This is a genomic window from Streptomyces sp. NPDC006012, assembly GCF_042871185.1.
Classification (GTDB): Bacteria; Actinomycetota; Actinomycetes; order Streptomycetales; family Streptomycetaceae; genus Streptomyces.
Window position 1 is genome coordinate 1 of record NZ_JBIAIE010000027.1, and the last position, 25,370, is coordinate 25,370.

Sequence of the window (25,370 nt, forward strand, 5' to 3'; positions counted from 1 at the left end):
CCGACGTACGCGTCGTCGTCATCGACTGGACCGAGACAGGCGCATCCCCGCCCACCGCCACCGAACCGACATGGATCTGCCGCGACACGCGGCGCACGGCGATCGGCCGGGGCGGGATCTCGGGAACACCGAGGGAAATTGCGGTCATACGTGTCACTCCCGGTTCCCGGAGACCGTCTCACGCATGGCGCGCAGCGACTCCTTGAGCGATCCCATGGTGGCGAGGACGGCGGTGGGCTCGTAGCCGCAGTGCGCCATGCAGTTGGCGCAGCGCGGGTCCTTGCCGCGGCCGTACTTGTCCCAGTCGGTCTTCTCGATCAGTTCGCGGTACGTCGGCACATAGCCGTCGCTCATCAGGTAGCAGGGGCGCTGCCAGCCGAAGAGGGAGTAGTTCGGGATCGCCCACGCCGTGCACGGGAAGTCGACCTTGCCCTCCAGGAAGTCCAGGAAGAGGGGCGAGTGGTTGAGCCGCCAGCGCCGCCGGTTGCCGCCCGAGAACGCCTTCTTGAACAGTTCGCGGGTCTGCTCGACGCCGAGGAAGTGCTCCTGGTCGGGGGCCTTCTCGTAGGCGTAGGCGGGCGAGATCATCATCTCGTCGACCTGGAGGTCGTCGTTGAGGAAGTTGAGCACCTCGACGATCGTCTGCGGGGTGTCCGTGTTGAAGAAGGTCGAGTTGGTGGTGACCCGGAAGCCGCGCCGCTTGGCCTCCTTGATCGCCGCCACGGCCTCGTCGAACACGCCTTCCTTGGCAACGGACTCGTCGTGCCGTTCACGCAGCCCGTCGATGTGCACGGCGAAGGCGAAGTAGGGCGAGGGCGTGAACTTGTCCATCTTCTTGCGCAGCAGCATGGCGTTGGTGCACAGGAAGACGAATTTCCGCTTGGCCACCAGCTGCCGCACGATCTCGTCGATCTGCGGGTGCATCAGAGGCTCGCCGCCGGCGATCGACACCATCGGCGCACCGGACTCCAGCACCGCGCCGACGGCCTGGGCCACCGGCATACGCTGCTTGAGCACCCCGGCCGGGTGCTGGATCTTGCCGCAACCCTCGCACTTGAGGTTGCAGGCGAACAGCGGTTCCAGCTCGACGATGAGCGGAAACTTGTCGCGCTTGCGGAATTTCTGTTCAGCCAGGTACGTAGCGACCTTGATGGACTGGCGCAGTGGCATGGCCATCTGGCTCACCTCCGAGGGAGCAGCAAAGAACGGTGCCATTCAAGAAATGCAGGCAGGACAGAGCGAAGAACACGGAATGCAGATATTCCACCGCGCACCGTGCCGATCCGGACGAGTTCATGTTCCGGAGCGTCCACGACCACCCGTACGGCAGCGACGGGGCGCTCGCCCGTCCGCACGGCGCTCAGGAGCGTGGCGGCCGACTCCATGTCGACCGCGATCGCACCCGTGTCGAGGAGGTCCGACCGCTCGTTGCCCCGGACCACGTGGTCCGAGCCGGTGAGCGGGCCGGTGTGGACCGTGCGTCCGGGCACGGTCCGGGTCAGCTCCTTGACCAGCAGGTCGGTCCCCGCGCAGGGGACGTCGCCCCGCGGGTCCCGGGTCTCCTCGGCGACGACCAGGTCGCCGGGGTGCATACCGGGGGCGAGGCCCGCGCAGAAGCCGGTGGCCACCACGGCGGCCCCGGCGAGCGCCGGATCGGCGAGGGCCCGGGCGACGGAGCGTTCCGCCGCCCTCGGCCCCATGCCGGTCCGCAGGACCGTGACCGGCCCGCCGGCCCCGCCGCGCTCGCCCGCGCGCAGAGCGAAGTGCTCGATGCCGAGCGCGCAGGCGATCAGCAGCGGGGCGGGCTGGGTACTCATCAGCCCCCCTCGCCGTCGGCGCGGGGCGCTCCGGCCGCCCCGGCGCCCCGGTCGGTGAAGGGCTCGCCGTGCACGTACCGGCCGAGCGCGGTGAGCGGGAACACCTGCCGGTACAGGTGGTAGTTGATGGAGAAGTCCCAGGGGAAGCCGGTGCCCGTGAAGTACGGCTCGTCCCAGGAGCCGTCCTCACGCTGGGTGCCGGCCAGCCACTCGACGCCGCGCTCGACGGTCTTGGACTCCTTCTCCCCCGCCGCCAGCAAGGCCATCAGCGCCCACCCGGTCTGTGAGGCGGTCGAGTCGCCGCGCCCGCTCCAGCCCTTGACGTCGTCGTAGGAGCGGAGATCCTCGCCCCAGCCGCCGTCGTCGTTCTGGGTCGACTCCAGCCAGGAGACCGCGCGCCGGATCGCCGGGTGCGAGGTGGGCAGCCCGGCCGCGACCAGCGCGGGCACCGCGGATCCGGTGCCGTAGAGGTAGTTGACGCCCCAGCGGCCGAACCAGGAGCCCTCCGGTTCCTGTTCGGCCAGCAGCCAGTCGACGCCGCGCCGGGTGCGCGGGTCGTCGGCCAGGCCCTCGACCGCGAGCATCTCGACGACGTGCGCGGTGACGTCGGCCGACGGCGGGTCGATGACCTCGCCGAAGTCGCAGAACGGCAGCCGGTTGGGGAACGGGCTGGTGTTGTCGGCGTCGAAGGCGCCCCACGCGCCGTTCTTCGACTGCATGCCGAACAGCCAGCGCCCCCCGCGTCCGATGGCCTTCTCGATGCGGTCCGGGTCGTGGTGTCTGACCCGGCGCAGGGCGAGCAGCACCTCGGCGGTGTCGTCGGTGTCGGGGTAGTTGTCGTTGTGGAACTCGAACGCCCACCCGCTCGGCGGGAGTCCGGGCCGTTTGACGGACCAGTCGCCGGGCCGCACAATCTCCTCGCCGAGCATCCAGTCGGCGGCCTTGACGAGCTGCGGGTGATCGGCGGACAGGCCCGCGTCGGCGAGGGCGATCACGGCCAGACAGGTGTCCCACACCGGGGACTGGCATGCCTCGATCATCCGGGAGCCGTCCTCGCGCCACACGGCGTACTGGTCCAGCGACTGAAGGCCCGCCCGCATCACCGGGTGTTCGAGGTCGTAGCCCAGCAGGTGCAGGGCGATGACCGAGTACACGGCCGGCGGCTGGATACCGCCGAAGCAGCCGTCGTTCTCCTGCCGCTCGATGATCCAGCGGGCCGCGGAGTTCATCGCGGCGCCGCGCAGCCGGCGCACGGCGATCGAGCGGTAGCCGCGCACCACCTTGTCCAGCCGCTGGAACAGGCCGTCCCAGCTCAGTGCCGGAGCAAGCGGCTGCGGCGGGTTGGGACGGTCCGGGTCGGTGTGCAGCTCGTCCAGCGGGAACGGCGCCGGGCGCACCGGGCGCTTCGCCGAGACGATGGTGAGCGGCACGATGGTCTGCCGCGCCCAGGATCCGAAGTTGTAGATGTTCAGCGGGAACCACTTCGGGAAGTACATGAGCTCGGGCGGCAGCTCCGGCAGGTCCTCCCACTTCCACCAGCCGAACAGGGCCAGCCAGATCCGTGTGAAGACACGGGCGGCGGCGATGCCGCCCCGCTCCCGGATCCAGGCGGACGCCTTGGCCATGTGCGGTGCGTCGGGCGCGTCGCCGGCCAGCCGGAGGGCTACGTACGCCTCGATGGTGGTCGAGAGTTCCCCGGGGCCGCCGTAGAAGGTGGCCCAGGCGCCGTCCGCGCGTTGTTCGTCGCGGATGTAGAGAGCCGCACCGAGCGTCGTCGCCTCGTCGCGGATGCCCAGGAACTGGCGCAGGAGCAGATCCTCGGCGTCCATGGTGACGTTCGTTTCGAGGTCGCCCTTCCACCAGCCCTCGGCGTCCTGCTGCGTGAGCAGGAAGTCGGTGGCGCGCTGTACGGCGCGAGTGGCGGCGTTTTTTACCCCGTCCGCCGCGGGGGTCGTGAACTGGACTTCGCTGGCCGAGGCAGCGCGGGGCGGCATGGTCGCCCCGGTACTTCCGTCGGTCGTCGCTGTCATGGCTTCCCCTTCTTGCAGTCCTGCAAGTCATGCTGCTGTGGGTCCGCCGTCGGCCGATGTCTGTCATCCCGCGACACCGGCCGGCGACTACGCGAGGGTCATTGGACTGATAGTGATCATCTCTTTCGGACTACTACGAAGTCGGCGAGCGCTGTGAACCGGGCCCGAACCGACTCGGGCATGTCGATGGCGTTCAGAGCATCGATGGCGATGGTGTACTGGCGGCGTGCCTCTTCGGCGGTCCACTCACGGCCGCCCGCTTCCTCGATGAGGGCTGCACGGGCCGCGAACTCCGCCTCGGAGAAGTTCTCGAAGTCGCTGCTCTTGGCGTCGGCGGCAAGCATCTCGCCGAGCCGCTCCGAGGCGGTGCCGCCCGCCGCGAGCGCGGCCACGACCGGCAGGGATTTCTTGCGCTGGCGCAGGTCGCTCCAGGTCTGCTTGCCGGTGGACTCCGGGTCGCCCCAGATGCCGAGCAGGTCGTCGACGGCCTGGAAGGACAGGCCGAGGTGGTAGCCGTACTTCTCCAGGGTGTCGGCGGTGCGGTCGTCCGCGCCGCCGAGCACCGCGCCGATGGAGGAGGCGCAGGCGAGCAGGGCTCCGGTCTTGTTGCCCTCCATCTCCAGGCACTCCGGGACGCTGACGCGGTCGCGGTGCTCGTAGGAGATGTCCTGTGCCTGACCGTCGATCAGGGCCCGGGTGGCGGTGGTCAGCCGGCGGGTGGCACGGCCCGCCTCGACCGTGGCCAGTTCCAGCAGGATCTCGTTGGCGAGGGCGAACAGGGCGTCGCCGACCAGGATTGCCTGGGCGGGGCCGTGCACCTTCCAGACGGTGTCGCGGTGCCGACGCTGTTCGTCGCCGTCCATCAGGTCGTCGTGCAGCAACGAGAAGTTGTGGACCAGTTCCACGGCGACCGCGCCGGGGATACCGGTCTCCGGCGCACCGCCGGCGACCTCGGCGGACAGCACGGCGAGAGCGGGGCGCACGGCCTTTCCGCCGTCGGATTCGGCGGGGTTGCCCTGGGCGTCGATCCAGCCGAAGTGATAGGCGGCCACGGTGTCCATGGGCGGGGCCAGGCGGTCGACGGCCGCCCGCAGTACCGGTGTGGCCAGGGTCCGGCCGCGCTCCAGGAGCGCGATCACATCGACCGCGGTCGCTTGAGCGGCCGTCTCGGCCTCGGGCACAGTGGGCACGGTCTCTCCTCTTCTTGCAGTACGGGGGGTGCGGGGGGCTGCCGCATGCTGATCGGGCATCAGGCCGCCTCCTCGAACGCGAAGAGGTGACTCGGGCGGGGCCGGCCCAGGGCGCTGAGCACCCCGTCGGCGGCGTTCACACCGCTGCGGACCGCACTCTCCATGGTCGCGGGCCACCCGGTGGCGGTCCACGCTCCGGCCAGCCAGAGGCCGGGGGCATTGGTACGGGCGCCGGGCCGCAGCCGTCCGACGCCCGGGGTGGGGGCGAACGTCGCCGTGCGCTCACGGGTCACGAAGAAGTCCGTCACTTCCGCCCGGCGCGCGCCGGGGAGCAGCCGCTCCAGTTCGGGCAGGTAGCGCTCGCGCAGCTCGGCCACGGGGGTGTCGATCTCGTCCTGCGCGGCCGACTGGGACAAGGCCAGATACTGGCCGGTGCGCAGCCCGGAGGCGTGGGTGCGGTCGAAGACCCACTGCACCGGGGTGCCGAGGGCTGCGAAGAACGGCTTCTTCAGCACCGTGCGGTCGTAGATCACATGGACGTTGAGGATGGGCGCGGTGCCGATCTGCAGCAGGCGCTCGGGGTCGTCGAGGGCACCGGGCGGGAGCAGACCGTGGGCCTCGCGCTGGGGCACGGCGAGCACGACCGCGTCGCAACGCAGCGTCTCACCGGGAACCTGAACGCTCCATCCACCGTTCTCATGGGTGGAGACGGAGGTGACACGTGCACGGATCTCGGTACGGACGCCCGCGGAGTCGAGCGCCTTGCGGGCCAGACGGTCGTGCAGTTCTCCCAGGGGTACGTGTGCCCAGCCGATGTCGGCGGCTCCCGGGTCGGACAGCAGACCGGTCTTGAACACCATCGCGGCGAGCCCCAGCGAGGCGTCGCCCGCGACCGCGTTGAGGGTGGCGACCCCGACCAGGTCCCAGAGGGCCTCGACGGCGCGCGCCGACTGGCCGTGAGCGGCCAGCCAGCCGCCGAAGTCCTGTGTGTCCAGGGTCGGATCGGCGAGGTCGAGTCCCTTGAGCGCGAGCGCGGCACGCCCCACCCTGGCCCGGTCGGCGAGCGACAGGTGCGGATACGCGGCCAGACTCCGGCCCAGATGCAGGGGTACGGGCAGCGGATCGCGCCGCAGTCTGCCGAGCCGCCGTCCCTCGGGTCTGGCGAGATCGAGGACGGGTACGTCGAGGCGGTTCTGCACCGGTGCCAGTTCCGCTCCCCCGATCCGGTCGAGGAACCAGCGGTAGGCGGTGCAGCAGCGCAGGTACACGTGCTGGCCGTTGTCCACGGTCAGGTCGCCGCGTTGGAAGGAGAAGGCGAGACCGCCCAGTCTCGGTCTGCTCTCCAGCAGGGTGACGCGGACGCCTGCGTCCGCGAGCGCGAGCGCGGCCGTGACACCGGCGAGACCGCCGCCGACCACGACGGCACTGCGCCCGGTGCGCCCCGGGATGTCCGCCTGCGGTCCCTCGGGCTGCTTCCCTCCGGTCATCGCGCGTCCTCCCGTGCCCGCCCGCCACGCCAGTGGTACGGGACGCGGCGGGCCATCTCAGTCAGGGACGCCACGCCGCATCGGAAGGTTGCTCGTTCCCCGGCGGAGTCACCGGGGTCTTCCTGTCCTCTCGGGTCCATCAGGCACGCCTCCTGACGGTCTGCCGGGCCACGTGCCGGGCGTCGAGTCCGGACAGTCCGCGCACGGCGACATACGCCTTCTCGTGCCCGGGCAGCGAGACCCGGCCGCGCAGCACGGCCTCGGGCTCGCGCTCGATGCGGTCGAGCAGCCGGCGGTAGATCCCGGCCATGGCGGCGACGCACGCACCGCTGCGCCGGTCGAGCATGGGCAGCAGCTGGTAGCCCTCGGCGAAAAGGGCCCGGGCCCGGCGCACCTCGAAGTGCACGAGACCCGCGAAGTCGGAACCCTCCGGCGGCGTCGGTCCGTTGAACCCGGCCGAGCAGCCGAACTTGGCGAGGTCATCGGCCGGCAGATAGGTACGGCCGCCCTCGGCGTCCTCCCGGACGTCCCGGAGGATGTTGGTCAGTTGCAGGGCGAGACCCAGTGTGTCGGCGTACTCGGACGCGCGCTCGACGCCGCGCGCTCCCGGTTCGGTACCGAACATGCCGAGCGAGAGCCGGCCGATGGCCCCGGCCACGCAGCGGCAGTACACCTTCAGGTCGTCCCAGGTCTCATATGTCTCACCGCGGACGTCCATCTGCACGCCGTCGATGAGCTCGTCGAGGCCCCCGAGCGGAATCGGGAACACCCGCGCGGCATGGTCGAGAGCCACGGCGACCGGGTCGGTGTCGTCCTCGGCGACCTCGCCCGCGCGGACCCGGGCGAGCAGCGCCCGGGTCTCGTCGAGCCGCGTGGCCTTGACGTCGTCCGCCAGCTCACCGTCGCCGATGTCGTCGACACGCCGGGAAAAGGCGTACAGCGCCGACATCGCGCGCCGCTTGGGCGTCGGCAGCAGCCTGATGCCGTACGCGAAGTTACGGGCCTGCTGCCCGGTCACGGCCTCGCAGTAGCTATAGGCGGCGAGTACCGGTGCGGACACGTTCGCTTCCGACTCCACAGCCCGGATCACCCCTCTCCTCGCAGAGTCACGCCCACCTCGCGCAGCAACTGGACCTTGCCGGGCTTGGGCGGGCCGGGAAGTACGTCGTATTCGGCAGCGACGATCGCTCGGATCGCCGCCCTCCCCCCCGCCACGAATCCCGCGAGCAGCAGCTTCAACCTTCCGTGGACGCTACCCACAAGGGGGGCGCCTTCATTCAGGAGGTCGCGGGCGCGTTGGACTTCGTACGCAACCAGGGCGCGCGCGGATGCGCCCGTGGTCTTCGCGGCGAGATCCGCCTCCTGGACATGAAAACGCTTCATGTCCTCGGCCGGCAGATAGATCCGGTCGCGGCCGAAGTCCTCGGCCACGTCCTGGAGGTGTTCGACGATCTGCAGCGCGGTGCAGATCAAGTCGGAGAGACGGATCCGCTCGGGGGTCGAGGTGCCGGTGACGGCGAGGACGAGGCGGCCGACGGGGTTGGCGGACAGTTCGCAGTACGCGAGGAGGTCGTCGTAGGTCTCGTACCGCTTGACGAGCTGGTCCTGGCGGTTGGCCGCGATCAGGCCGAGGAAGGGTTCGGGGGTCAGGGAGCGGCGGCGCACCGTGGGCTGGAGGCGCCGCAGCAGCGGGTGGCGCGGGGTGGCGTCGAAGACGCGGCGCAGATCGGCCTCGAAGGCGTCGAGGAGGACGAGCCGGTCCTCCGCGTCCGCGGGCGACACGCCGAGCAGCCGGGCGTCGGCACCACCCGGGGCGAGGTCGCCGTCGCCGATGTCGTCGACGAGGCGGGCGAAGCCGTAGACCGCCATCAGGTCGTCGCGCCAGGGCCTGGGCAGGAAGAACGGAGCCACGGGGAAGTTCTCTCCCGCGGCCTTGTCGAGCGTGCTGCGCTCCGGGCTTCCCGAGCGCGCCATGTCGAATCCCGTCACCGGGCACTGCCCGGGGCGCGGACGGCACATGCTGCGCTGAGCTGGGGAGTTTCCGTAGCCATTGCCGTCACATCTCCCGTTCTACACTGCCAAACCAATACACACTATTTCGGACACGCCGCCCAGCCGTCCGTGACGGCGCCCGGCGGAGGGTGTCGCGCATTATCGCCCCACTTGCCACTTTCCGGGACCGACACAGTTTACGTTGTACAACGCAGCGAGGTTCGCGGGGGTGTCCTGCGCATCACAACAACACACCGATTGCTTCCAAGATTCCTTGACGGACTGCGAGTTGACGTTTCTTTTGCACACGAAGGGCCCCGCCGGAAAGGTTCCGGCGGGGCCCCGGGCGTGTCGGGCTACTTGCCCGTGAACTTCTCGTACTCCTTGAGCACCTCGTCGGTCGGTCCGTCCATCCGCAGTTCACCCCGTTCCAACCACAGGACCCGATTGCAGGTGTCACGGATGGACTTGTTGTTGTGGCTGACCAGAAAGACGGTGCCGGCTTCCTTGCGCAGCTCCCGGATGCGCGCCTCGGAGCGCTTCTGGAAGGACCGGTCGCCGGTGGCCAGCGCCTCGTCGATCATGAGGACGTCGTGGTCCTTGGCGGCGGCGATGGAGAACCGCAGCCGGGCGGCCATGCCGGAGGAGTAGGTGCGCATGGGCAGGGTGATGAAGTCGCCCTTCTCGTTGATGCCGGAGAAGTCGACGATGTTCTGGTAGCGCTCCCTGACGTCCTCGCGCGACATGCCCATGGCCAGGCCGCCCAGGATGACGTTGCGCTCGCCGGTCAGGTCGTTCATCAGGGCCGCGTTCACCCCGAGCAGCGAGGGCTGGCCGTTGGTGTAGACCTTGCCGCTCTCGGGGGGCAGCAGCCCGGCGATGGCCCGCAGCAGGGTGGACTTGCCCGACCCGTTGGAGCCGATCAGGCCGACGGCCTCGCCCCGGTAGGCGATGAACGACACGCCGCGTACGGCGTGCACCTTGCGCACACCCCGCGCCGTGTCGTCGGAGCCGCGCCCGAGGATGCGGCTGAGGGCGGCGGTGGCGCTGCCCCGGCCGGTACGGGCGCCGTTGACTCGGTAGACGATGTGCAGGTCCTCCGCGATGACGGTCGGGACGGGTTGCCCGGTACTCTGCTCAGCCACGGCCGTACCTCTCCTCCGCCTTCCAGAAGTACACGAACCCCCCGGCGAAGGCGGCCAGGGCCCAGCACAGGGCGATGCCCCAGACGTGCGGCGGGAGATTCGAGGAGTCGTAGCCGTCGATGAGCGCGAAGCGCATCAGGTCCATGTAGACCGCGGCCGGATTGACCTGGAGCAGACGCACGATCCACTCGGGGCGGCCTTCGAGCGTCGCGCTGATCGAGAACATGACACCGGAGGTGTACATCCAGGTCCGCAGCACGAACGGCATCAGCTGCGCCAGGTCCGGCGTCCCGGCGCCCAGGCGGGCGATGACCAGCGCCAGCCCGGTGTTGAAGAGGAACTGCAGCGCGAGCGCCGGCAGGATCAGCAGCCAGGACAGGCCGGGATAGCTGCCGAAGCCGACCGCCACCACGAACAGCACGATCATCGAGAACAGCAGCTGCTGGAGCTGCTGGAGCGCGAAGGAGATCGGCAGCGAGGCGCGCGGGAAGTGCAGGGCGCGCACCAGGCCCAGATTGCCGGAGATGGCGCGCACGCCCGACATGATCGAACTCTGCGTGAAGGTGAACACGAACACGCCGGTCACCAGGAACGGGATGTACACGTCGTGCGACATCCCCCGGCTGGCGTGCAGGATCAGGCCGAAGATGAAGTAGTAGACGGCCGCGTTCAGCAGCGGGGTGGCCACCTGCCACACCTGGCCGAGTTTGGCCTGGCTGTACTGGGCCGTCAGCTTCGCCTGGGAGAAGGCGAGGATGAAGTGCCGCCGCCCCCAGAGCATACGGACGTACGCACCGAGCGAGGGCCGGGCGCCGCTCACGGTCAGCCCGTACTTGGCGGCGAGCTGCCCCGGCGTCAGTCCCTCGTCGGAGGACCGGCTCGTGGTCATCGCGATCCCGCCGTCGTGCGCTGTCTCACTCACGCGTGGAAACTTTCCTCTCCGAGTGCGTCATCGAGTGGGGCCGGGCGCCGCGCGGGCCCCCTGGAACCGAGCTTGTCAGATCACCGGGGGCCGACCCAGTCGGGTCAGCCGCCACACCGTACGCCACTTCATGGGCCGGCGCGGCCCGCACGCGGTGGCCCAGCCCTCCCGGAACCCGCCGAACCAGGCCTGCAGGGCCGGACGGGAGGGGCGGCGCAGCAGGGTCAGCAGCAGCCAGACCCCCAGGTACACGGGGACCAGGAGCGCGGGGAGGTTGCGGCGGGCCAGCCAGACCCGGTTGCGGGCGACCATGCGGTGGTACACCGCGTGCCGGGAGGGGGCGGTCGTCGGGTGGTACAGCACCATGTCGGAGCGGTAGTCGATCATCCAGCCCGCGTCCAGGGCCCGCCAGGCCAGGTCGGTCTCCTCGTGGGCGTAGAAGAACGCGTCCGGCAGGCCGCCGACCTCGGCGAAGACCCCGGTGCGGACGGCGTTGGCGCCGCCGAGGAAGGTGGTGACCCGGGAGGAGCGCATCGGGTCGGCGGCGCGCAGCCGCGGCACGTGCCGGCGCTGGGTCTCGCCGGTCTCCGGGTCGGCGATGCGGAAGCTGACGATACCGAGCCGCGGGTCCGCGGCGAAGGCCGCACGGCACAGCTCTGCGGTGTCGTGGCGGGCGAGCAGTCCGTCGTCGTCGAGAAAGAGCAGTATGTCGACGTCGCGGCCGCCGGGTCCGAAGGCTTCCATGCCCACGTTGCGCCCGCCCGGTATGCCCAGGTTCTCGGGCAGTTCCAAGGTGCGTACGCCCTCGGGGACGTCCGGCACGGGCGAGCCGTTGCCGACGACGACCACCGCGATCGGGTCGCCGTCCTGTTTGGCGACCGAGTCGAGCAGGGCGCGCAGTTCGTCGGGGCGGTTTCCCATGGTGATGATCACCGCGCCGACCCGCAGCGACGGGAAGGTGTCCACGGCGCTCACCGCAGCCTGCTGGAGGCCAGGACGGACACCAGGTGCAGCAGGGTCTGCACCAGCGCGATGCCGGCCAGCACCGCGGTGCCCAGCCGGGTGAAGAACAGATCGCCCCTGCTCTCGTCCACGACGGCCAGGACCAGGATCAGCAGGGTCGCCTCGATCCCGAGGATCAGCCGGTGGAACTTGAGGGCCGCCGCGGCCCTGCGGGCCAGCGCCATGCCGGACGAGCGCGGCTCGGCGGCGGATTCCGCGACCGGGGGCAGCCCGCCCTGGTGACGGGCCACGCCGACGAGGTCGGTCTCGGCCTTGACCAGGATCGCACCGAGCGCGGCGAGCGTCCCGAGGAAGGCCCACAGCCAGTCGATCCGACCCGGGCCCCACAGGTCGGCGGCGCGCAGCCCGAGGCCGACGAGGACCGCGGCGTCGGTCAGGTAGGCGCCCACCCGGTCCAGGTAGACCCCGCCGAGCGAGTACTGCTGTTTCCAGCGGGCGACCTCACCGTCGACGCAGTCCAGCAGCAGATACAGCTGGACCGCCACCACACCGAGCACGGCGCCGGCGATCCCCGGCACCAGCAGGGCCGGGGCGGCGAGGACGCCGAAGACGGTCATCAGGTAGGTGAGCTGGTTGGGCGTGACCCGCGTGGTGACCAGATAACGGTCCACGCGCAGGGACACCTCGCGCATGTAGAGGCGCCCCATCCAGTGCTCACCGCTGCGCCGGTCCTTCACCCCCGGGGGATGGACGACCGTACGCAGTTCAGCTACCGATGGCCTTGACATAGTCGACGTAGATGTCCTTGATCTGATGGGTTTTGAGGTCGAGGTGTTCGAGGATGGTGTAGCGGCCGGGCCGGGTCTCCGGAGCGAACTCCACGACCCGGACGAACTCGTCCGCCGTGAAGCCGATCTCGTGCGGCAGGACCGGCAGGCCGTGCCTGCGCAGCACCTCGGCCATGTACGCCGCTTCCTCGTGCGCCCCCCGCAGATACATCGCGAAGGCCGCGCCCAGGCCGCACTGCTCGCCGTGGCTCGCCGCGCGCCGGGGAAACAGCAGGTCGAAGGCGTGGTTGATCTCGTGGCAGGAGCCGGAGGACGGGCGGGAGTCGCCCGACACCGACATCGCGATACCGCTGAGGACCAGCGCTTCGGCCAGCACCTGGAGGAAGTCGTTGTCGCCGATGCCGCCCGGGTGCCGCAGCACGGCCTCGCCGGCCTGCCGGGCCATCGCCGCGGCCAGGCCGTCGATCTTCTCGCCGGTGACGCGGTTCGACAGTTCCCAGTCGGCGATCGCGTTGACGTTGGAGACCGCGTCGCCGATGCCCGAGCGCACGAACCGGACGGGAGCCTCGTGGATCACGTCCAGGTCGATGACGACCGCGATCGGGTTGGGCACGCCGTAGGAGCCGCGGCCCGCGTCGTTGTCGAGGGTGGCGACGGGCGAGCACAGGCCGTCGTGCGCGAGGTTCGTCGGGACGGCGACCAGCGGCAGACCGATCCGGGCCGCGGCGAACTTGGCACAGTCGATGATCTTGCCGCCGCCGAGGCCCACCACCGCGTCGTAGCGGCCGGCCCGCATGTCCCCGGCCAGCCGGACCGCGTCGTCGAGGGTGCCGCCGCCGACCTCGTACCAGGAGGCGCCCGGCAGCGAGGGGGCGATCCGCTCGCGCAGCAGCGCGCCGGAGCCGCCGCTGACGGCGACGGCCAGCCGCCCGGAGTGCGAGATGCGTTCGTCGGCCAGTACACCGGCCAGGTCGTCGAGGGCACCCGGGCGGATGTCCACCACGACCGGCGAGGGGATGAGCCGGGTCAGTACTGGCACGCGATCTCCCGTCCCCGGGCGAGATCGTCGTGGTTGTCGATCTCGACCCAGCTCACGTCGCCGATCGGAGCCACGTCGATCCGGAAACCGCGGTCGACGAGTTCCTGGTAGCCGTGCTCGTAGAACTGCTGCGGATCGGTCTCCCACACGGTCTTGAGCGCGTCGGCCAGATCGGGGGCGGCGTCGCCCTCGATGAGGGTGACGCCGATGTACTCGCCGGTGGCCTCGGCCGGGTCCATCAGCTTGGTGATCCGCCGCATGCCCCGGTCGGGGTCGGCGACGACCTTCATCTCCTCGTCGGCCAGCGACTTCACCGTGTCCACGGCGAGGATGATCTTCTTGCCGCCGCCACGGGCGTCCAGCAGGGTCCGTTCGACGGAGACCGGGTGGACGGTGTCCCCGTTGGCGAGGATCACGCCGTCCTTGAGGGCGTCACGGCCGCACCACAGGGAGTAGGCGTTGTTCCACTCCTCGGCCTTGTCGTTGTCGATGAGGTTGATCTTCAGGCCGTATTTCCGCTCCAGGGCCGCCCTGCGCTCGTACACGGCCTCCTTGCGGTACCCGACGATGATCGCGGCCTCGGTCAGGCCGATCTCGGCGAAGTTGCCGAGGGTGAGGTCCAGCACCGTGACCTGGTCCTCTATGCCCTCCTGCGCCGCGTTGCGCACCGGCACCAGAGCCTTGGGGAGGCTGTCGGTGTAGGGCCGCAGGCGCCGTCCGGCGCCGGCCGCGAGCACGAGGCCGATCATGCGGTTTCTCCTTCGTCGTGTACGGCGGGCGCGCCACCCAGGTGGGAGGCCACCCAGAAGCGGATGCTCTCGGCGAGCACCAGCAGGGCGACGACCACGGCGAGGACCGTGAGCGCGACCTTGAACTGCGCGGCGGTCAGCAGCACGGCCAGGACGGTGACGAGCAGCGTCCGCCCCTCGTGCCCCCCGATGACGCGCACCAGCCAGGCCGGCGGCACTCCGGCGTCACCGCGGATCCGGTAGACCGTGTCGTAGTGATGGTAGGCGACGGCTGCCACCAGGCCGAAAGCCGCAGGAAGGGTTCCGTTCACCCCGGATTTGGCCGCGAGGACGAGCACGGTGCCGTACTCGGCGGCCCGGAAGAAGGGCGGGACCAGCCAGTCGAGGGCGCCCTTGAGGGGGCGGGCGACGACGAGGCCCGAGGTCACGGCGTAGACGACGGCTCCGGCCACGGGCAGCGCGCTGCCGAAGTCGGACAGCGCGGCGGCGCAGACCACGACGGCTCCGCCGGCCAGCGCGACGGCGGGGACGGCGAGGCCGGGCAGCCCGCGCCCGCCGAGGCGGGCGAAGGCACGGGCGAGCGGGCCCGAGTCCGCGAGGTCCGCCAGCGCCCGGGCCGCCCGGTCGGTCCGCCCTCGCCTGCGGGCCACGGAGCGCAGCACCCGGCCCGCGGTGGTGTAGGTCGCGGCGAAGGCGCAGCCGATGAGCAGCACGTAGAAAGTGATGCGAGGGGTGGTGACGGCCGTGAGGACCGCGATCATGGCCCATCGTTCGCCGATGGGCAGCACTATCATCCGGCGCAGCCACACCGTCCAGCCGACGCTGTCGAGCCGGCCCGAGAGGGCGGCGGTGGGGCTGGTGTCGGCGGTGTCGGCCGGATCCCCGGCGTTCGATTCGTTGAAGGCGAAGTCCACGACGTGCCGGCAGGTCTGCAGGACCATCGCGCCGAGGGCGAGGGCCCAGACGTCGTCGCCGCCGCGCGCCGCGCCGAGGGCGAGGCCCGCGTAGTACGCGTACTCCTTGGCCCGGTCGAAGGTGGCGTCCAGCCAGGCACCGAGCGTGGAGTACTGCAGCGAGTAGCGGGCGAGCTGGCCGTCGGTGCAGTCCAGCACGAAGGAGAAGATCAGCAGGAGGCCGGCCGCGACGAAGCCGCCGCGGGTGCCGGTGGCCGCGCTGCCCGCCGCGATCAGCGCGGTGATCAGCGAGGCGGTGGTGACCTGGTTGGGGGTCAGGCCGCGACGGGCGCACCAGCGGGCGAGGTAGCGCGAGTACGGGCTGATGCAGAACGTGGTGAAGAAGCCGTCGCGGGCCTTCACGGCCGACCGCAGGCGTACCGCCTCGTCGTCGACGGCGGCGACGGCCTGCCGTGCTTCGTTGCGCGCCTGCGGGTCGCCGGGGACGGCGGCGACCAGGCTGCCCAGCTCGGGGCGGTGCACCTCGGCGCCCTCGGCGTCCAGGGTGGTGACGACCCGGTCGGCGAGGCTGTCGACCGCCAGGGCCGTGCCGCCGCCCGCCGTGGTCGGCCCGGCCAGCGCGCGGGTCAGGGCCTCGCGGCCGGCCGGCTGGGCGGTGACGGCGCCCGCGACGGCCGCGAGCGGGAAGCGGGGGTCGGTGAGGCCGAGGCGCAGCGCGTGCGGGTGGCCGACGAAACGGGCGTCGACGAGGGCCACGCGGCGGTCGGCCGGTACGGCCGCGAGGAGGGCCGCGGCGTCGGCGGCGTCGGCGGCCGACCGCACCTCGAAGCCCAGCAGCCGCAGATCGTTCTCCAGCGACGATCCGGGCACCGGCTGACCGGTGACGATGGCGGTCGACAACCGAACTCACTCCCTGGGTGCCGACGCGTCCGCGCCGGCCGTCTGCTGTGTCGGGGCGCCGCTCGTCCATGGCTCCCGGGCGGCATGTCGGCAGAGGTTATCGGATACCTGGGGGGCCTTGTTCACCGGCCGTTAACGATCCGGTCGACGCGGACCGACCCGGCCTTTGCCGAGATCATCATCAGCGATCAAGGCCCGACCGCCAAACCACGCCCCGCGGTTGTGCCCACAGAACAGGCATGGGCGGGCACAGCAGATGTTCCGTATGTATCTGTACAAGGGGGGTGACCGTACAAGGGACGAAGGTCCGTCGGCCGGCCCGCCGACGGGGCCGGACACACCTGAGCCGCCCGCAGCCGACGGGGCGGCGGCGGTGGACCTCCCGTTGCGTGCCGGCACATCCCTCTGAGTACTGGAGCCACCTTGTGACCCGAACTTCATTTTCGCAGGTCAGAGCAGACGACAACGGTGTTCAGTGCCGCATTGCCGGATACCCCCCACCCGTAGTTCACTGCGGGGACGACAGGAGAGCCTGAACGTGCGCGGCGCGTTCCTGGAGGTGGCCGCGGACGCCCTGGGCTCGCTCGCGGTGCTCGTCTCGGCCGCGCTGATCCTGGCCACCGGCTGGCAGCCCGCGGACCCGATCGCGTCGCTGGTCATCGGCCCGATGATCGTCCCGCGTACGGTGAAGCTGCTGCGCGAGACCTTGGACGTGCTACTGGAGGCGGCGCCGAAGGGCGTCGACATGGCGCGGGTGCGTGCGCACATCCTGGCGCTGGACGACGTGGAGGACGTCCACGACCTGCACGCCTGGACGATCACCTCCGGCCTGCCGGTGGTCTCCGCACACGTGGTCGTGCGCTCGGACACACTCAGCGCCGTCGGGCACGAGAAGGCACTGCACGACCTGCAGGGCTGTCTCGGGCGCCACTTCGGCGTGGCACACTGCACCTTCCAGCTGGAGCCGGGTGGACACGTGGCGCACGAGGCGGAAGTGTGCCTGTGACGCACACCCCGGACCGCACTCTGCCTGGGCCGGCGGTCCGGCACACCCTTCGATCGGGTGTTCGACGCCCCAGGGCGGTTCCCGGTCGGACGCGTCGGGCACGATCGTCTACCGGGTCCCCCTTCCGGCTCCCGGAGCGGCCGCGGTCCGTCCCGCGCGCGGGACATGCGGACGTGCCGGGAAGTGCCGGGAGTGCCGGGTTCGTACGGCAGACTTGGGGTGCGAAGACCGAGGCGAAGGATGGTTATGTCGATCACACCGGCCAGCACGACGCACAGTTCGTCGAACGGCACCGCAGAGGCGATTTTGCTCGAACTGGTCGACGAGAAGGGTGTGACGATCGGCACGGCGGAGAAGCTCGCCGCCCATCAGTCGCCGGGACAGCTGCACCGCGCCTTCTCGGTGTTCCTCTTCGACAAGCACGGCCGGCTGCTGCTCCAGCAGCGGGCGCTCGGCAAGTACCACTCCCCGGGTGTGTGGTCCAACACCTGCTGCGGCCACCCCTACCCGGGCGAGGCGCCGTTGGCGGCGGCGGCCCGGCGCACCCATGAGGAGCTGGGGGTGTCGCCGTCGTTGCTCGCGGAGGCGGGCACGGTGCGCTACAACCACCCGGATCCCGCCTCGGGCCTGGTCGAGCAGGAGTACAACCACCTGTTCGTCGGCCTGGTGCAGGCCACGGCGGCGCCGGACCCGGAGGAGGTCGCGGCGACCGCCTTCGTCACCCCGGCCGAGCTGGCGGAACGGCACGCGCGGGACACTTTCTCCACCTGGTTCATGACCGTCCTGGACGCGGCCCGGCCCGCGATCAGGGAGTTGACCGGGGATTCCGCGGGCTGGTGAGCCACCTCACCGCGGCCGCACGGAGGTGAGCGGCAGGGCGGCCCAGATCACCTTGCCGCCGCTCGCGGTGTGCGCCACGTCGAGCGTGCCGCCCGCCTCCCTGGCCGTCTCACGCACCAGGAGCAGTCCTCGCCCGCCGGTCTGGCCGTGATCGGCCTCCAGGGCCGTCGGGCGGTAGGGATGACTGTCCTCCACCGCCACGCGCACCCACTCCGCGCCGACGGCGACCTCCACGGCGAGCATCGGCGACAGCAGCGCCGCGTGTTTGACCGCGTTGGTGACCAGTTCGGACACGATCAGCAACAGCCCGTGGACCAGGTCCTGCGAGACCGGCACACCCTGGCGGGCGAGCAGGTCCCGTACGGCGTGTCGCGCCTGCGGCACCGACGCGTCGACGGCGGGGGCGGTGAACCGCCAGACTCCTTCGTACGGCAGTGGATCCGGCGATCGCCGGTCGTCCCGCCCGGGGCGCGGGCCGCACCCGCGCCCATCATCGTCCATGGTCCGGTCGCCACCCTTGCGCTCGATTGTCACCACACGTCGAGTGTTGGCAACGCTCCGCTCCGGTCCACCGCAGTGACGTCAAATCAGCTGCTATCGAGCGTTTCTGACCGTTGGCGTATGACCTGGTCAGGTGCGGGACTGCTCCTGTCGTCCGCAGGCTGTCTTCGCGAACTCTTCCGTTTGTACGGCTCGTCCGACCACGCCCGATAGCATCCGGCTCATGGAGCCCCAGCTGTTGCACTCGGTCACCGACTCGGTCGCCACCGTCGTGGTCCACCACCCGGCCAAACGCAACGCCATGACGGCCGCCATGTGGCGGTCGCTGCCGCCACTGCTCGACGCCCTGGCCGCCGATCCGGGCGTGCGGGCGCTGGTGCTCACCGGCGAGGGCGGCACCTTCTGCGCCGGGGCCGACATCTCCACCCTCCAGGACTCACCCGAGGAGGCGCAGCGGCTCGCCGTGGCCGCCGAGGAAGCGCTCGCCGCGTTCCCGAAGCCGGCGCTCGCGGCCGTGCGGGGTCACTGCGTGGGCGGCGGGGCGCAGCTCGCGGCGGCCTGCGACCTGCGGTTCGCCGAGGCCGGGGCGCTGTTCGGGGTGACTCCGGCGAAGCTCGGCATCGTCTATCCGGCGTCCGCGACCCGGCGGCTGATGTCGCTGGTGGGTCCCGCCACCGCCAAGTACCTGCTGTTCTCGGGCGAGCTGATCGACACGGACCGGGCCCTGCGCACGGGCCTCGTCGACGAGGTGCTGCCGGAGGGCGAACTGGACAAGCGGGTGGCGGAGTTCGGCCGGCTCCTGGCCTCCCGGTCGCAGCTGACGCAGGCCGCGGCCAAGGAGTTCGCGAACGGCCGCACCGACCGGGACGGCCACTGGGCGCAGCAGGCAGACGGCAGCAGCGACACCGCGGAGGGCGTCGCCGCGTTCCTGGAGCGCCGCCCGCCGCGCTTCACCTTCAGCGTGTCTACGCCACGCTGAAGCGGCTGCCGGCGCGGAATCCCTCGACGAGGTGGGCGGGCGCCTTCTCCGGGGAGCCCGCGTCGTAGGGCGGCTGCGGGTCGTACTCCGTCAGCAGCTGCACCGCCTGCGCCTGTTCGTCCCCGGCGATCCGGCCCAGCAGGGCGAGACCCATGTCGATGCCGGAGGAGACGCCGGCCGCGGTGACGTACTTGCCGTCGAAGACGACCCGCTCCCCCGTCGGCCGCACTCCGAACCCCGTCAGGGCGTCGAGCGCCAGCCAGTGCGAGGTGGCACGCCGGCCGTCGAGCAGCCCGGCGGCGAGCAGCAGCGAGCCGGTGCACACCGAGGTCGTCCAGGTGCTGGTGGCGTCGGCGGTCCGCAGCCAGTCCAGGAGGACCGCGTTGTCCATCTGCGGGGTCTGGCCGGGGCCGCCGGGCACGATCACGATGTCGGGGTCCGGCACGTCGGCGAGCGTCCGGTCGGCCGTGAGGGCAAGGTTCCCCGTCTCGTTGCGCACGGGTCCGGTGCGCTCGGCGACGAACACGGTCTCGGCGCCGGGGAGACGGCCGAGCGTGTCGTAGGGCCCGACGGCGTCCAGGGCGGTGAAGCGGTCGTAGAGGACGATGGCGATCTGCATGGGTTCCCTTTCCAGGCACGGGTACGGCACGGAGTACGGGTACGGGTACGGGTACGGGGTACGCGGGACTCCCCACGGGGACGCGTCCAGGTGCGGTGCTCAGGTGGTCGGGCAGGTGGTCGGACGGTCGGTGTCGATGGCCTGGCACCGTCGGGTCGATGGCCGGCATGGTCGGGGTCAGCTGGTGGGGGCGGGGCGGAAGCGGCGTCGGTATTCCGCCGGGGGCGCACCCATTGCCCGGGTGAAGGCGCGGCGCATGGCCTCGGGCGTGCCGTAGCCGCAGGCCCGGGCGATTTCCCCGATGCCGTCGCCGGTGTCCTCCAGCAGACGGCGGGCGTGTTCCAGGCGCACCCGGTCGACGTAGCGGCCGGGCGTCGTGCCGGTCTCGGACTGGAAGGCGCGCGCGAAGTGGCGCGGGGAGAGCGCGGCCCGGGCCGCCAGCGCCTCGACGGTCAGGTCGGCGGCCGGGTGCTCGGTGATCCACCGCTGCACCTCCTGGAGGGGTTCACGCCGGGCGGTCTGCGCCGCCAGCTGGACGCTGAACTGGGCCTGGTTGCCGGGCCTGCGCAGGAACACCACGAGACGGCGGGCGACCGTGAGCGCGACGTCCCGGCCGAGATCCTCCTCGACGAGGGCGAGTGCGAGGTCGATGCCCGCCGTCACCCCGGCCGAGGTGGCGACGCGCCCGTCGCGTACGTAGATGGGGTCCGCGTCGACCCGCACGGCCGGGTGGTCGCGGGCCAGCCGGTCGCAGTACGCCCAGTGCGTGGTGGCCCTGAGGCCGTCCAGGAGGCCGGCCTCGGCGAGCCGGAGCGCGCCCGTGCAGACGGAGACCAGACGCCCGGCACGCGGGCCGTGGACGCGCAGCCACGCGGTCAGCCGGGGATCGGGCCGCCGGGTGCCGGGCCCGCCGGGGACGAGCAGCGTGTGCGGATCGGACACCTCGTCGAGTGCTTCGTCCGGCACCAGGGTGAGACCGCTGGACGTACGCACCGCGGCCCCGTCCAGGGACGCGGTACGGATCCGGTACGTCCCCGGGGAACACCGCTCGGCCCCGGCGAAGACCTCCACCGGGCCGGTGACGTCGATGCTCTGCACGTCGTCGAAGAGAACGACGAGGATGGTTCGCTGCGCCATACCGTCGATTCTTCGCGCCCCCGGGGACGGCCGCAATGACGTGTTTCCCACCTTTCCTGCCATCGGACCGGCCGACGCGCCCGTGCGTCGGGTGCGCCCTGATCCCGGGTTGTCGGTGCCACCTGCCACAATTGCCGCGCAACCTCAGTGGAGAAGGCGGTACGGGATCGTGACGACACCCGGGTCCATCGAAGTAGGGTCCATCGAAGGCAGGATCGCCGAGGAGCTCGGCGTACGGGAGCGGCAGGTGAAGGCCGCGGTGGAGCTGCTCGACGGCGGTTCGACGGTGCCCTTCATCGCCCGCTACCGCAAGGAAGCGACCGAGATGCTCGACGACGCGCAACTGCGCACGCTTGAGGAGCGGCTGCGCTACCTGCGGGAGCTGGAGGAGCGGCGGACGGCGATCCTGGAGTCGGTGCGCGAGCAGGGCAAGCTCACCGAGGAACTGGAGGCACAGATCCGGGGCGCCGAGACCAAGGCGCGTCTGGAGGACATCTACCTGCCGTACAAGCCGAAGCGGCGGACCAAGGCGCAGATCGCGCGCGAGGCGGGTCTTGAGCCGCTGGCGGACGGCCTGCTCGGCGACCCGACGGTCGAACCGCTCGCTGCTGCCGCCGCCTTCGTCGACGCCGACAAGGGCGTCGCCGATCCGCAGGCCGCCCTGGACGGCGCGCGGGCGATCCTCACCGAGCGGTTCTCGGAGGACGCCGACCTCATCGGCGAGTTGCGCGAGCGCATGTGGACGCGGGGGCGGCTGGCCGCCAGGGTGCGCGAGGGCAAGGAGGAGGCGGGCGCCAAGTTCGCCGACTACTTCGACTTCGCCGAGCCGTTCACCGAACTGCCCTCGCACCGCATCCTCGCGATGCTGCGCGGTGAGAAGGAAGAGGTCCTGGACCTCGTCCTAGAGCCGGAGGAGCCGTCCGAGTCGCCGACGGCCGCGTCGTCGTACGAGGGGATGGTGGCGCACCGCTACGGCCTCCTCGACCGTGGCCGCCCGGCCGACAAGTGGCTGCAGGACACGGTGCGCTGGGCGTGGCGCACCCGGATCCTCGTCCACCTCGGCATCGACCTGCGCCTGCGGCTGCGCACCGCCGCCGAGGACCAGGCGGTCGACGTGTTCGCCGCCAACCTGCGGGACCTGCTGCTCGCCGCGCCGGCGGGCACCCGGGCCACGCTGGGCCTGGACCCCGGCTTCCGTACGGGCGTGAAGGTGGCCGTGGTCGACGCGACCGGCAAGGTGGCGGCGACGGACGTCGTCCATCCGCACGTGCCGGCCAACCGGTGGGACGAGGCGATCGCCGCCCTGGCCCGGCTGGCGAAGGAGCACGCGGTCGAACTGGTCGCGATCGGCAACGGCACGGCGTCCCGGGAGACCGACAAGCTCGCCGGTGAACTCATCTCCAAGCACCCGGAGTTGAAGCTCACCAAGGTGATGGTGTCGGAGGCCGGCGCTTCGGTGTATTCGGCCTCCGCCTACGCCTCGCAGGAACTGCCGGACATGGACGTGTCGCTGCGCGGCGCGGTCTCGATCGCGCGGCGGCTGCAGGACCCGCTGGCCGAACTGGTGAAGATCGACCCGAAGTCGATCGGCGTGGGCCAGTACCAGCACGACCTGTCCGAGGTGAAGCTGTCCCGCTCGCTCGACGCGGTGGTCGAGGACTGTGTGAACGGCGTGGGCGTGGACGTCAACACGGCGTCCGTGCCGCTGCTCGCGCGAGTGTCCGGCATCTCCTCCGGCCTGGCCGAGAACATCGTGGCGCACCGGGACACGAACGGGCCGTTCACGTCCCGCTCCGAACTGAAGAACGTGGCCCGGCTGGGCCCGAAGGCGTTCGAGCAGTGCGCGGGCTTCCTGCGCATCCGCGGCGGCACCGACCCGCTGGACGCCTCCAGCGTGCACCCGGAGGCGTATCCGGTGGTGCGGCGGATGGTGAAGACCAGCGGTCAGGAGGTGGCCGCGCTGGTCGGCAACACGGGCCTGCTGCGCTCGCTGAAGCCGTCCGAGTTCGTCGACGAGACGTTCGGGCTGCCGACCGTGAGCGACATCCTCAAGGAGTTGGAGAAGCCGGGACGCGACCCGCGGCCCGCGTTCAAGACGGCCACCTTCAAGGAGGGCGTGGAGAAGCTCTCCGACCTCGCGTCCGGGATGATCCTGGAGGGCGTGGTCACGAACGTGGCGGCCTTCGGGGCGTTCGTGGACGTCGGTGTCCACCAGGACGGCCTCGTCCATGTCTCGGCGATGTCGCGGACGTTCGTCAAGGACCCGCGGGACGTCGTGAAGCCCGGGGACATCGTCAAGGTGAAGGTCCTGGACGTGGACATCCCGCGCAAGCGGATCTCGCTGACGCTGCGGCTGGACGACGAGGCCGCGCCGCAGGGGCAGCCGCAGCGCGGCGGTGGCGGCCGCCCGCCGCAGCAGCGTCAGGGCCAGGGCCAGGGCCAGGGCCAGGGCCAGCAGCGGCAGGGACAGCGGCAGGGCCGCGGCGGCGACCGGGGCGGGCGCCAGGCACCGCCGCCCGCCAACAGCGCGATGGCGGACGCGCTGCGGCGCGCGGGCCTGCTCGACTCGAAGAACGACCGCCGCTGAACCGACGCGCGCGAACGGTCCGGGCCCGGCTCCTCAGGTACGACGTGAGGAACCGGGCCCGGTGCGGTCAGCGCTCGCCGACCTTGCCGTCGGCCACCTCCAGGCGGCGGGTGACACGGACGGCGTCCAGCATGCGGCGGTCGTGGGTGACCAGGAGCAGCGTGCCCTCGTAGGCGTCGAGGGCCGATTCGAGCTGTTCGATGGCGGGCAGGTCGAGGTGGTTGGTCGGCTCGTCCAGGACCAGGAGGTTGACGCCCCGGCCCTGCAGGAGCGCCAGGGCGGCCCGGGTGCGTTCGCCCGGGGAGAGGGTCGCGGCCGGGCGCAGCACGTGGTCCGCCTTCAGGCCGAACTTGGCCAGCAGGGTGCGGACCTCGGCGGGCTCGGTGTCGGGGACCGCCGCGCGGAACGCGTCCAGCAGGGACTCCGCACCGTGGAACAGCGCACGGGCCTGGTCCACCTCGCCGACCAGGACACCCGAGCCGAGCGCGGCGTGCCCCGCGGTCAGCGGGACCCGGCCGAGCAGCGCACCGAGCAGGGTCGACTTGCCGGCGCCGTTCGCGCCGGTCACCGCGATCCGGTCCGCCCAGTCGATCTGGAGTGACACCGGGCCGAGGACGAAGTCCGCACGGCGCACCTCCGCATCCCTGAGTGTGGCGACGACGGCGCCGGAGCGGGGCGCGGAGGCGATCTCCATGTGCAGTTCCCACTCCTTGCGCGGCTCCTCGACGACGTCCAGCCGTTCGATCATGCGCTGGGTCTGCCGGGCCTTCGCGGCCTGTTTCTCGCTGGCCTCGCTGCGGAACTTGCGGCCGGCCTTGTCGTTGTCGTTGGCCGCCTTGCGGCGTGCGTTGCGTACGCCCTTGTCCATCCAGGAGCGCTGCGTCTGCGCCCGGTCCTGAAGGGCGGCCTTCTTGTCGGCGTACTCCTCGTAGTCGTCCCGGGCGTGCCGCCGGGCGACCTCGCGCTCCTCCAGATAGGCGGTGTAGCCGCCGCCGTACAGGTTGATCTGCCGCTGGGCGAGGTCGAGTTCGAGGACCTTGGTGACGGTGCGGGTGAGGAATTCACGGTCGTGGCTGACCACGACCGTGCCCGCGCGCAGGCCGGTCACGAAGCGTTCGAGGCGGTCCAGGCCGTCCAGGTCGAGGTCGTTGGTGGGCTCGTCGAGCAGGAAGACGTCGTAGCGGGACAGCAGCAGCGAGGCGAGTTGGGCGCGGGCCGCCTGGCCGCCGGACAGCGAGGTCATCGGCTGGTCGGGGCCGACGGCCAGTCCGAGCGTGTCGAGGACCTCCTCGGTCCGCTCCTCCAGGTCCGCGCCGCCCAGGCCGAGCCAGCGCTCCAGGGCGGCGGCGTAGGCGTCGTCGGCGCCGGGCGCTCCGTCGACGAGTGCCTGGGTGGCCTCGTCCATCAGCCGCTGGGCGCGGGCGACGCCGGTGCGGCGGGCCAGGAACGCGTGCACGGTCTCGTCCGGCCTGCGCTCGGGTTCCTGCGGCAGATGGCCGACGGTCGCGGTCGGCGGCGAGAGCCGCAGTTCGCCCTGCTCGGGCGGGACGAGTCCGGCGAGCAGCCGCAGCAGCGTGGACTTGCCCGCGCCGTTGGCGCCGACCAGACCGATCACGTCGGCGGGCGCGACGACGAGGTCGAGGCCGGAGAAGAGCGAGCGGTCGCCGTGCCCGGCGGCGAGGTTCTTGGCGACGAGGGTGGCAGTCATCAGAGCGCCGATCCTAGTCGTCGGTCGGCCGGTGCCACGCCGAAGGTCGTGTATGCC

General features: G+C 71.3%; 22 protein-coding genes and 2 pseudogenes. 4 read left to right on the forward strand and 20 right to left on the reverse strand.

What is annotated here, in order from left to right; genetic code table 11:
• The 16 genes and pseudogenes from ACFYPJ_RS32000 to ACFYPJ_RS32075 all read right to left on the reverse strand — a co-directional run.
• Window positions 1-148, reverse strand: a pseudogene (locus ACFYPJ_RS32000) (4-hydroxy-3-methylbut-2-en-1-yl diphosphate synthase); the annotation flags it as partial.
• Window positions 149-153: 5 nt separating this feature from the next.
• A complete protein-coding gene (gene hpnH / locus ACFYPJ_RS32005) occupies window positions 154-1,176 on the reverse strand; it encodes an adenosyl-hopene transferase HpnH (RefSeq protein WP_376533890.1) in 1,023 nt (340 codons plus the stop codon).
• Between the two features lie 5 nt (window positions 1,177-1,181).
• Window positions 1,182-1,817: a 1-hydroxy-2-methyl-2-butenyl 4-diphosphate reductase gene (locus ACFYPJ_RS32010; RefSeq protein WP_389024776.1), complete on the reverse strand. Its 636-nt coding sequence runs from the start codon at window positions 1,815-1,817 to the stop codon at window positions 1,182-1,184.
• A complete protein-coding gene (gene shc, locus ACFYPJ_RS32015; protein ID WP_389024778.1) occupies window positions 1,817-3,847 on the reverse strand; it encodes a squalene--hopene cyclase in 2,031 nt (676 codons plus the stop codon). The genes ACFYPJ_RS32010 and shc overlap by 1 nt, the downstream gene beginning before the upstream one ends.
• Window positions 3,848-3,963: 116 nt before the next feature.
• Entirely contained in the window at window positions 3,964-5,097 is a 1,134-nt protein-coding gene (locus ACFYPJ_RS32020) for a polyprenyl synthetase family protein (protein ID WP_389024780.1), read from the reverse strand.
• The gene (gene hpnE, locus ACFYPJ_RS32025; protein WP_389024782.1) at window positions 5,097-6,524 is read right to left on the reverse strand and encodes a hydroxysqualene dehydroxylase HpnE; all 1,428 of its coding nucleotides are present in this window, start codon (window positions 6,522-6,524) and stop codon (window positions 5,097-5,099) included. The genes ACFYPJ_RS32020 and hpnE overlap by 1 nt, the downstream gene beginning before the upstream one ends.
• Window positions 6,521-6,664 carry a DUF6380 family protein gene (locus ACFYPJ_RS32030; protein WP_389024784.1) on the reverse strand — a complete coding sequence of 48 codons (144 nt, stop codon included), beginning with the start codon at window positions 6,662-6,664 and terminating at the stop codon, window positions 6,521-6,523. Before ACFYPJ_RS32030 ends, hpnE begins: the two co-directional genes overlap by 4 nt.
• Window positions 6,664-7,614 (reverse strand): presqualene diphosphate synthase HpnD, encoded by a 951-nt coding sequence (gene hpnD, locus ACFYPJ_RS32035; RefSeq protein ID WP_389024786.1) that lies wholly within the window; start codon window positions 7,612-7,614, stop codon window positions 6,664-6,666. The genes ACFYPJ_RS32030 and hpnD overlap by 1 nt, the downstream gene beginning before the upstream one ends.
• Complete coding sequence (gene hpnC, locus ACFYPJ_RS32040; RefSeq protein WP_389024788.1) at window positions 7,611-8,498, reverse strand: squalene synthase HpnC; 888 nt, start codon at window positions 8,496-8,498, stop codon at window positions 7,611-7,613. The genes hpnD and hpnC overlap by 4 nt, the downstream gene beginning before the upstream one ends.
• 374 nt (window positions 8,499-8,872) lie before the next feature.
• Window positions 8,873-9,661: an ABC transporter ATP-binding protein gene (locus ACFYPJ_RS32045; RefSeq protein ID WP_389024790.1), complete on the reverse strand. Its 789-nt coding sequence runs from the start codon at window positions 9,659-9,661 to the stop codon at window positions 8,873-8,875.
• Window positions 9,654-10,583, reverse strand: a complete 930-nt coding sequence (locus ACFYPJ_RS32050) for an ABC transporter permease (RefSeq protein ID WP_389024792.1) — start codon at window positions 10,581-10,583, stop codon at window positions 9,654-9,656. The genes ACFYPJ_RS32045 and ACFYPJ_RS32050 overlap by 8 nt, the downstream gene beginning before the upstream one ends.
• 75 nt (window positions 10,584-10,658) lie before the next feature.
• Entirely contained in the window at window positions 10,659-11,531 is an 873-nt protein-coding gene (locus ACFYPJ_RS32055; RefSeq protein WP_389024943.1) for a glycosyltransferase family 2 protein, read from the reverse strand.
• A 23-nt stretch (window positions 11,532-11,554) separates the two neighbouring features.
• Window positions 11,555-12,334, reverse strand: a complete 780-nt coding sequence (locus ACFYPJ_RS32060; protein WP_389024794.1) for a CDP-alcohol phosphatidyltransferase family protein — start codon at window positions 12,332-12,334, stop codon at window positions 11,555-11,557.
• Window positions 12,312-13,373: an iron-containing alcohol dehydrogenase family protein gene (locus tag ACFYPJ_RS32065; RefSeq protein WP_389024796.1), complete on the reverse strand. Its 1,062-nt coding sequence runs from the start codon at window positions 13,371-13,373 to the stop codon at window positions 12,312-12,314. Before ACFYPJ_RS32065 ends, ACFYPJ_RS32060 begins: the two co-directional genes overlap by 23 nt.
• Window positions 13,361-14,122: a sugar phosphate nucleotidyltransferase gene (locus tag ACFYPJ_RS32070; protein WP_389024797.1), complete on the reverse strand. Its 762-nt coding sequence runs from the start codon at window positions 14,120-14,122 to the stop codon at window positions 13,361-13,363. Before ACFYPJ_RS32070 ends, ACFYPJ_RS32065 begins: the two co-directional genes overlap by 13 nt.
• Window positions 14,119-15,936, reverse strand: a complete 1,818-nt coding sequence (locus ACFYPJ_RS32075) for a DUF5941 domain-containing protein (RefSeq protein WP_389024799.1) — start codon at window positions 15,934-15,936, stop codon at window positions 14,119-14,121. Before ACFYPJ_RS32075 ends, ACFYPJ_RS32070 begins: the two co-directional genes overlap by 4 nt.
• A 511-nt stretch (window positions 15,937-16,447) precedes the next feature.
• On the opposite strand from ACFYPJ_RS32075, the pseudogene ACFYPJ_RS32080 reads away from it, so the two are divergent.
• Together ACFYPJ_RS32080 and idi are read left to right on the forward strand one after the other, a co-directional pair.
• Window positions 16,448-16,942 (forward strand): annotated as a pseudogene (locus ACFYPJ_RS32080) (cation diffusion facilitator family transporter); the annotation flags it as partial.
• 246 nt (window positions 16,943-17,188) lie between these two features.
• Window positions 17,189-17,782: an isopentenyl-diphosphate Delta-isomerase gene (gene idi, locus ACFYPJ_RS32085; protein ID WP_389024801.1), complete on the forward strand. Its 594-nt coding sequence runs from the start codon at window positions 17,189-17,191 to the stop codon at window positions 17,780-17,782.
• Between the two features lie 6 nt (window positions 17,783-17,788).
• On the opposite strand, the gene ACFYPJ_RS32090 is transcribed toward idi, so the two are convergent.
• On the reverse strand, window positions 17,789-18,283 hold the full coding sequence (locus tag ACFYPJ_RS32090) for an ATP-binding protein (RefSeq protein WP_389024945.1): 495 nt from the start codon (window positions 18,281-18,283) through the stop codon (window positions 17,789-17,791).
• 223 nt (window positions 18,284-18,506) lie between these two features.
• On the opposite strand from ACFYPJ_RS32090, the gene ACFYPJ_RS32095 reads away from it, so the two are divergent.
• Window positions 18,507-19,262: an enoyl-CoA hydratase/isomerase family protein gene (locus tag ACFYPJ_RS32095; protein ID WP_389024803.1), complete on the forward strand. Its 756-nt coding sequence runs from the start codon at window positions 18,507-18,509 to the stop codon at window positions 19,260-19,262.
• Here ACFYPJ_RS32095 and ACFYPJ_RS32100 read toward each other — a convergent pair.
• Window positions 19,249-19,881 (reverse strand): DJ-1/PfpI family protein, encoded by a 633-nt coding sequence (locus tag ACFYPJ_RS32100; RefSeq protein ID WP_389024805.1) that lies wholly within the window; start codon window positions 19,879-19,881, stop codon window positions 19,249-19,251. The two genes, ACFYPJ_RS32095 and ACFYPJ_RS32100, sit on opposite strands and share 14 nt — an antisense overlap.
• A 177-nt stretch (window positions 19,882-20,058) precedes the next feature.
• Window positions 20,059-21,018 (reverse strand): GlxA family transcriptional regulator, encoded by a 960-nt coding sequence (locus ACFYPJ_RS32105; RefSeq protein ID WP_389024807.1) that lies wholly within the window; start codon window positions 21,016-21,018, stop codon window positions 20,059-20,061.
• A 169-nt stretch (window positions 21,019-21,187) separates the two neighbouring features.
• On the opposite strand from ACFYPJ_RS32105, the gene ACFYPJ_RS32110 reads away from it, so the two are divergent.
• On the forward strand, window positions 21,188-23,605 hold the full coding sequence (locus ACFYPJ_RS32110) for a Tex family protein (protein ID WP_389024809.1): 2,418 nt from the start codon (window positions 21,188-21,190) through the stop codon (window positions 23,603-23,605).
• Window positions 23,606-23,672: 67 nt separating this feature from the next.
• Here the strand turns inward: ACFYPJ_RS32110 and ACFYPJ_RS32115 are convergent, their stop codons facing one another.
• Window positions 23,673-25,313, reverse strand: coding sequence for an ABC-F family ATP-binding cassette domain-containing protein (locus ACFYPJ_RS32115; protein WP_389024811.1), 1,641 nt, complete (start codon window positions 25,311-25,313; stop codon window positions 23,673-23,675).
• Between the last annotated feature and the right edge of the window lie 57 nt (window positions 25,314-25,370).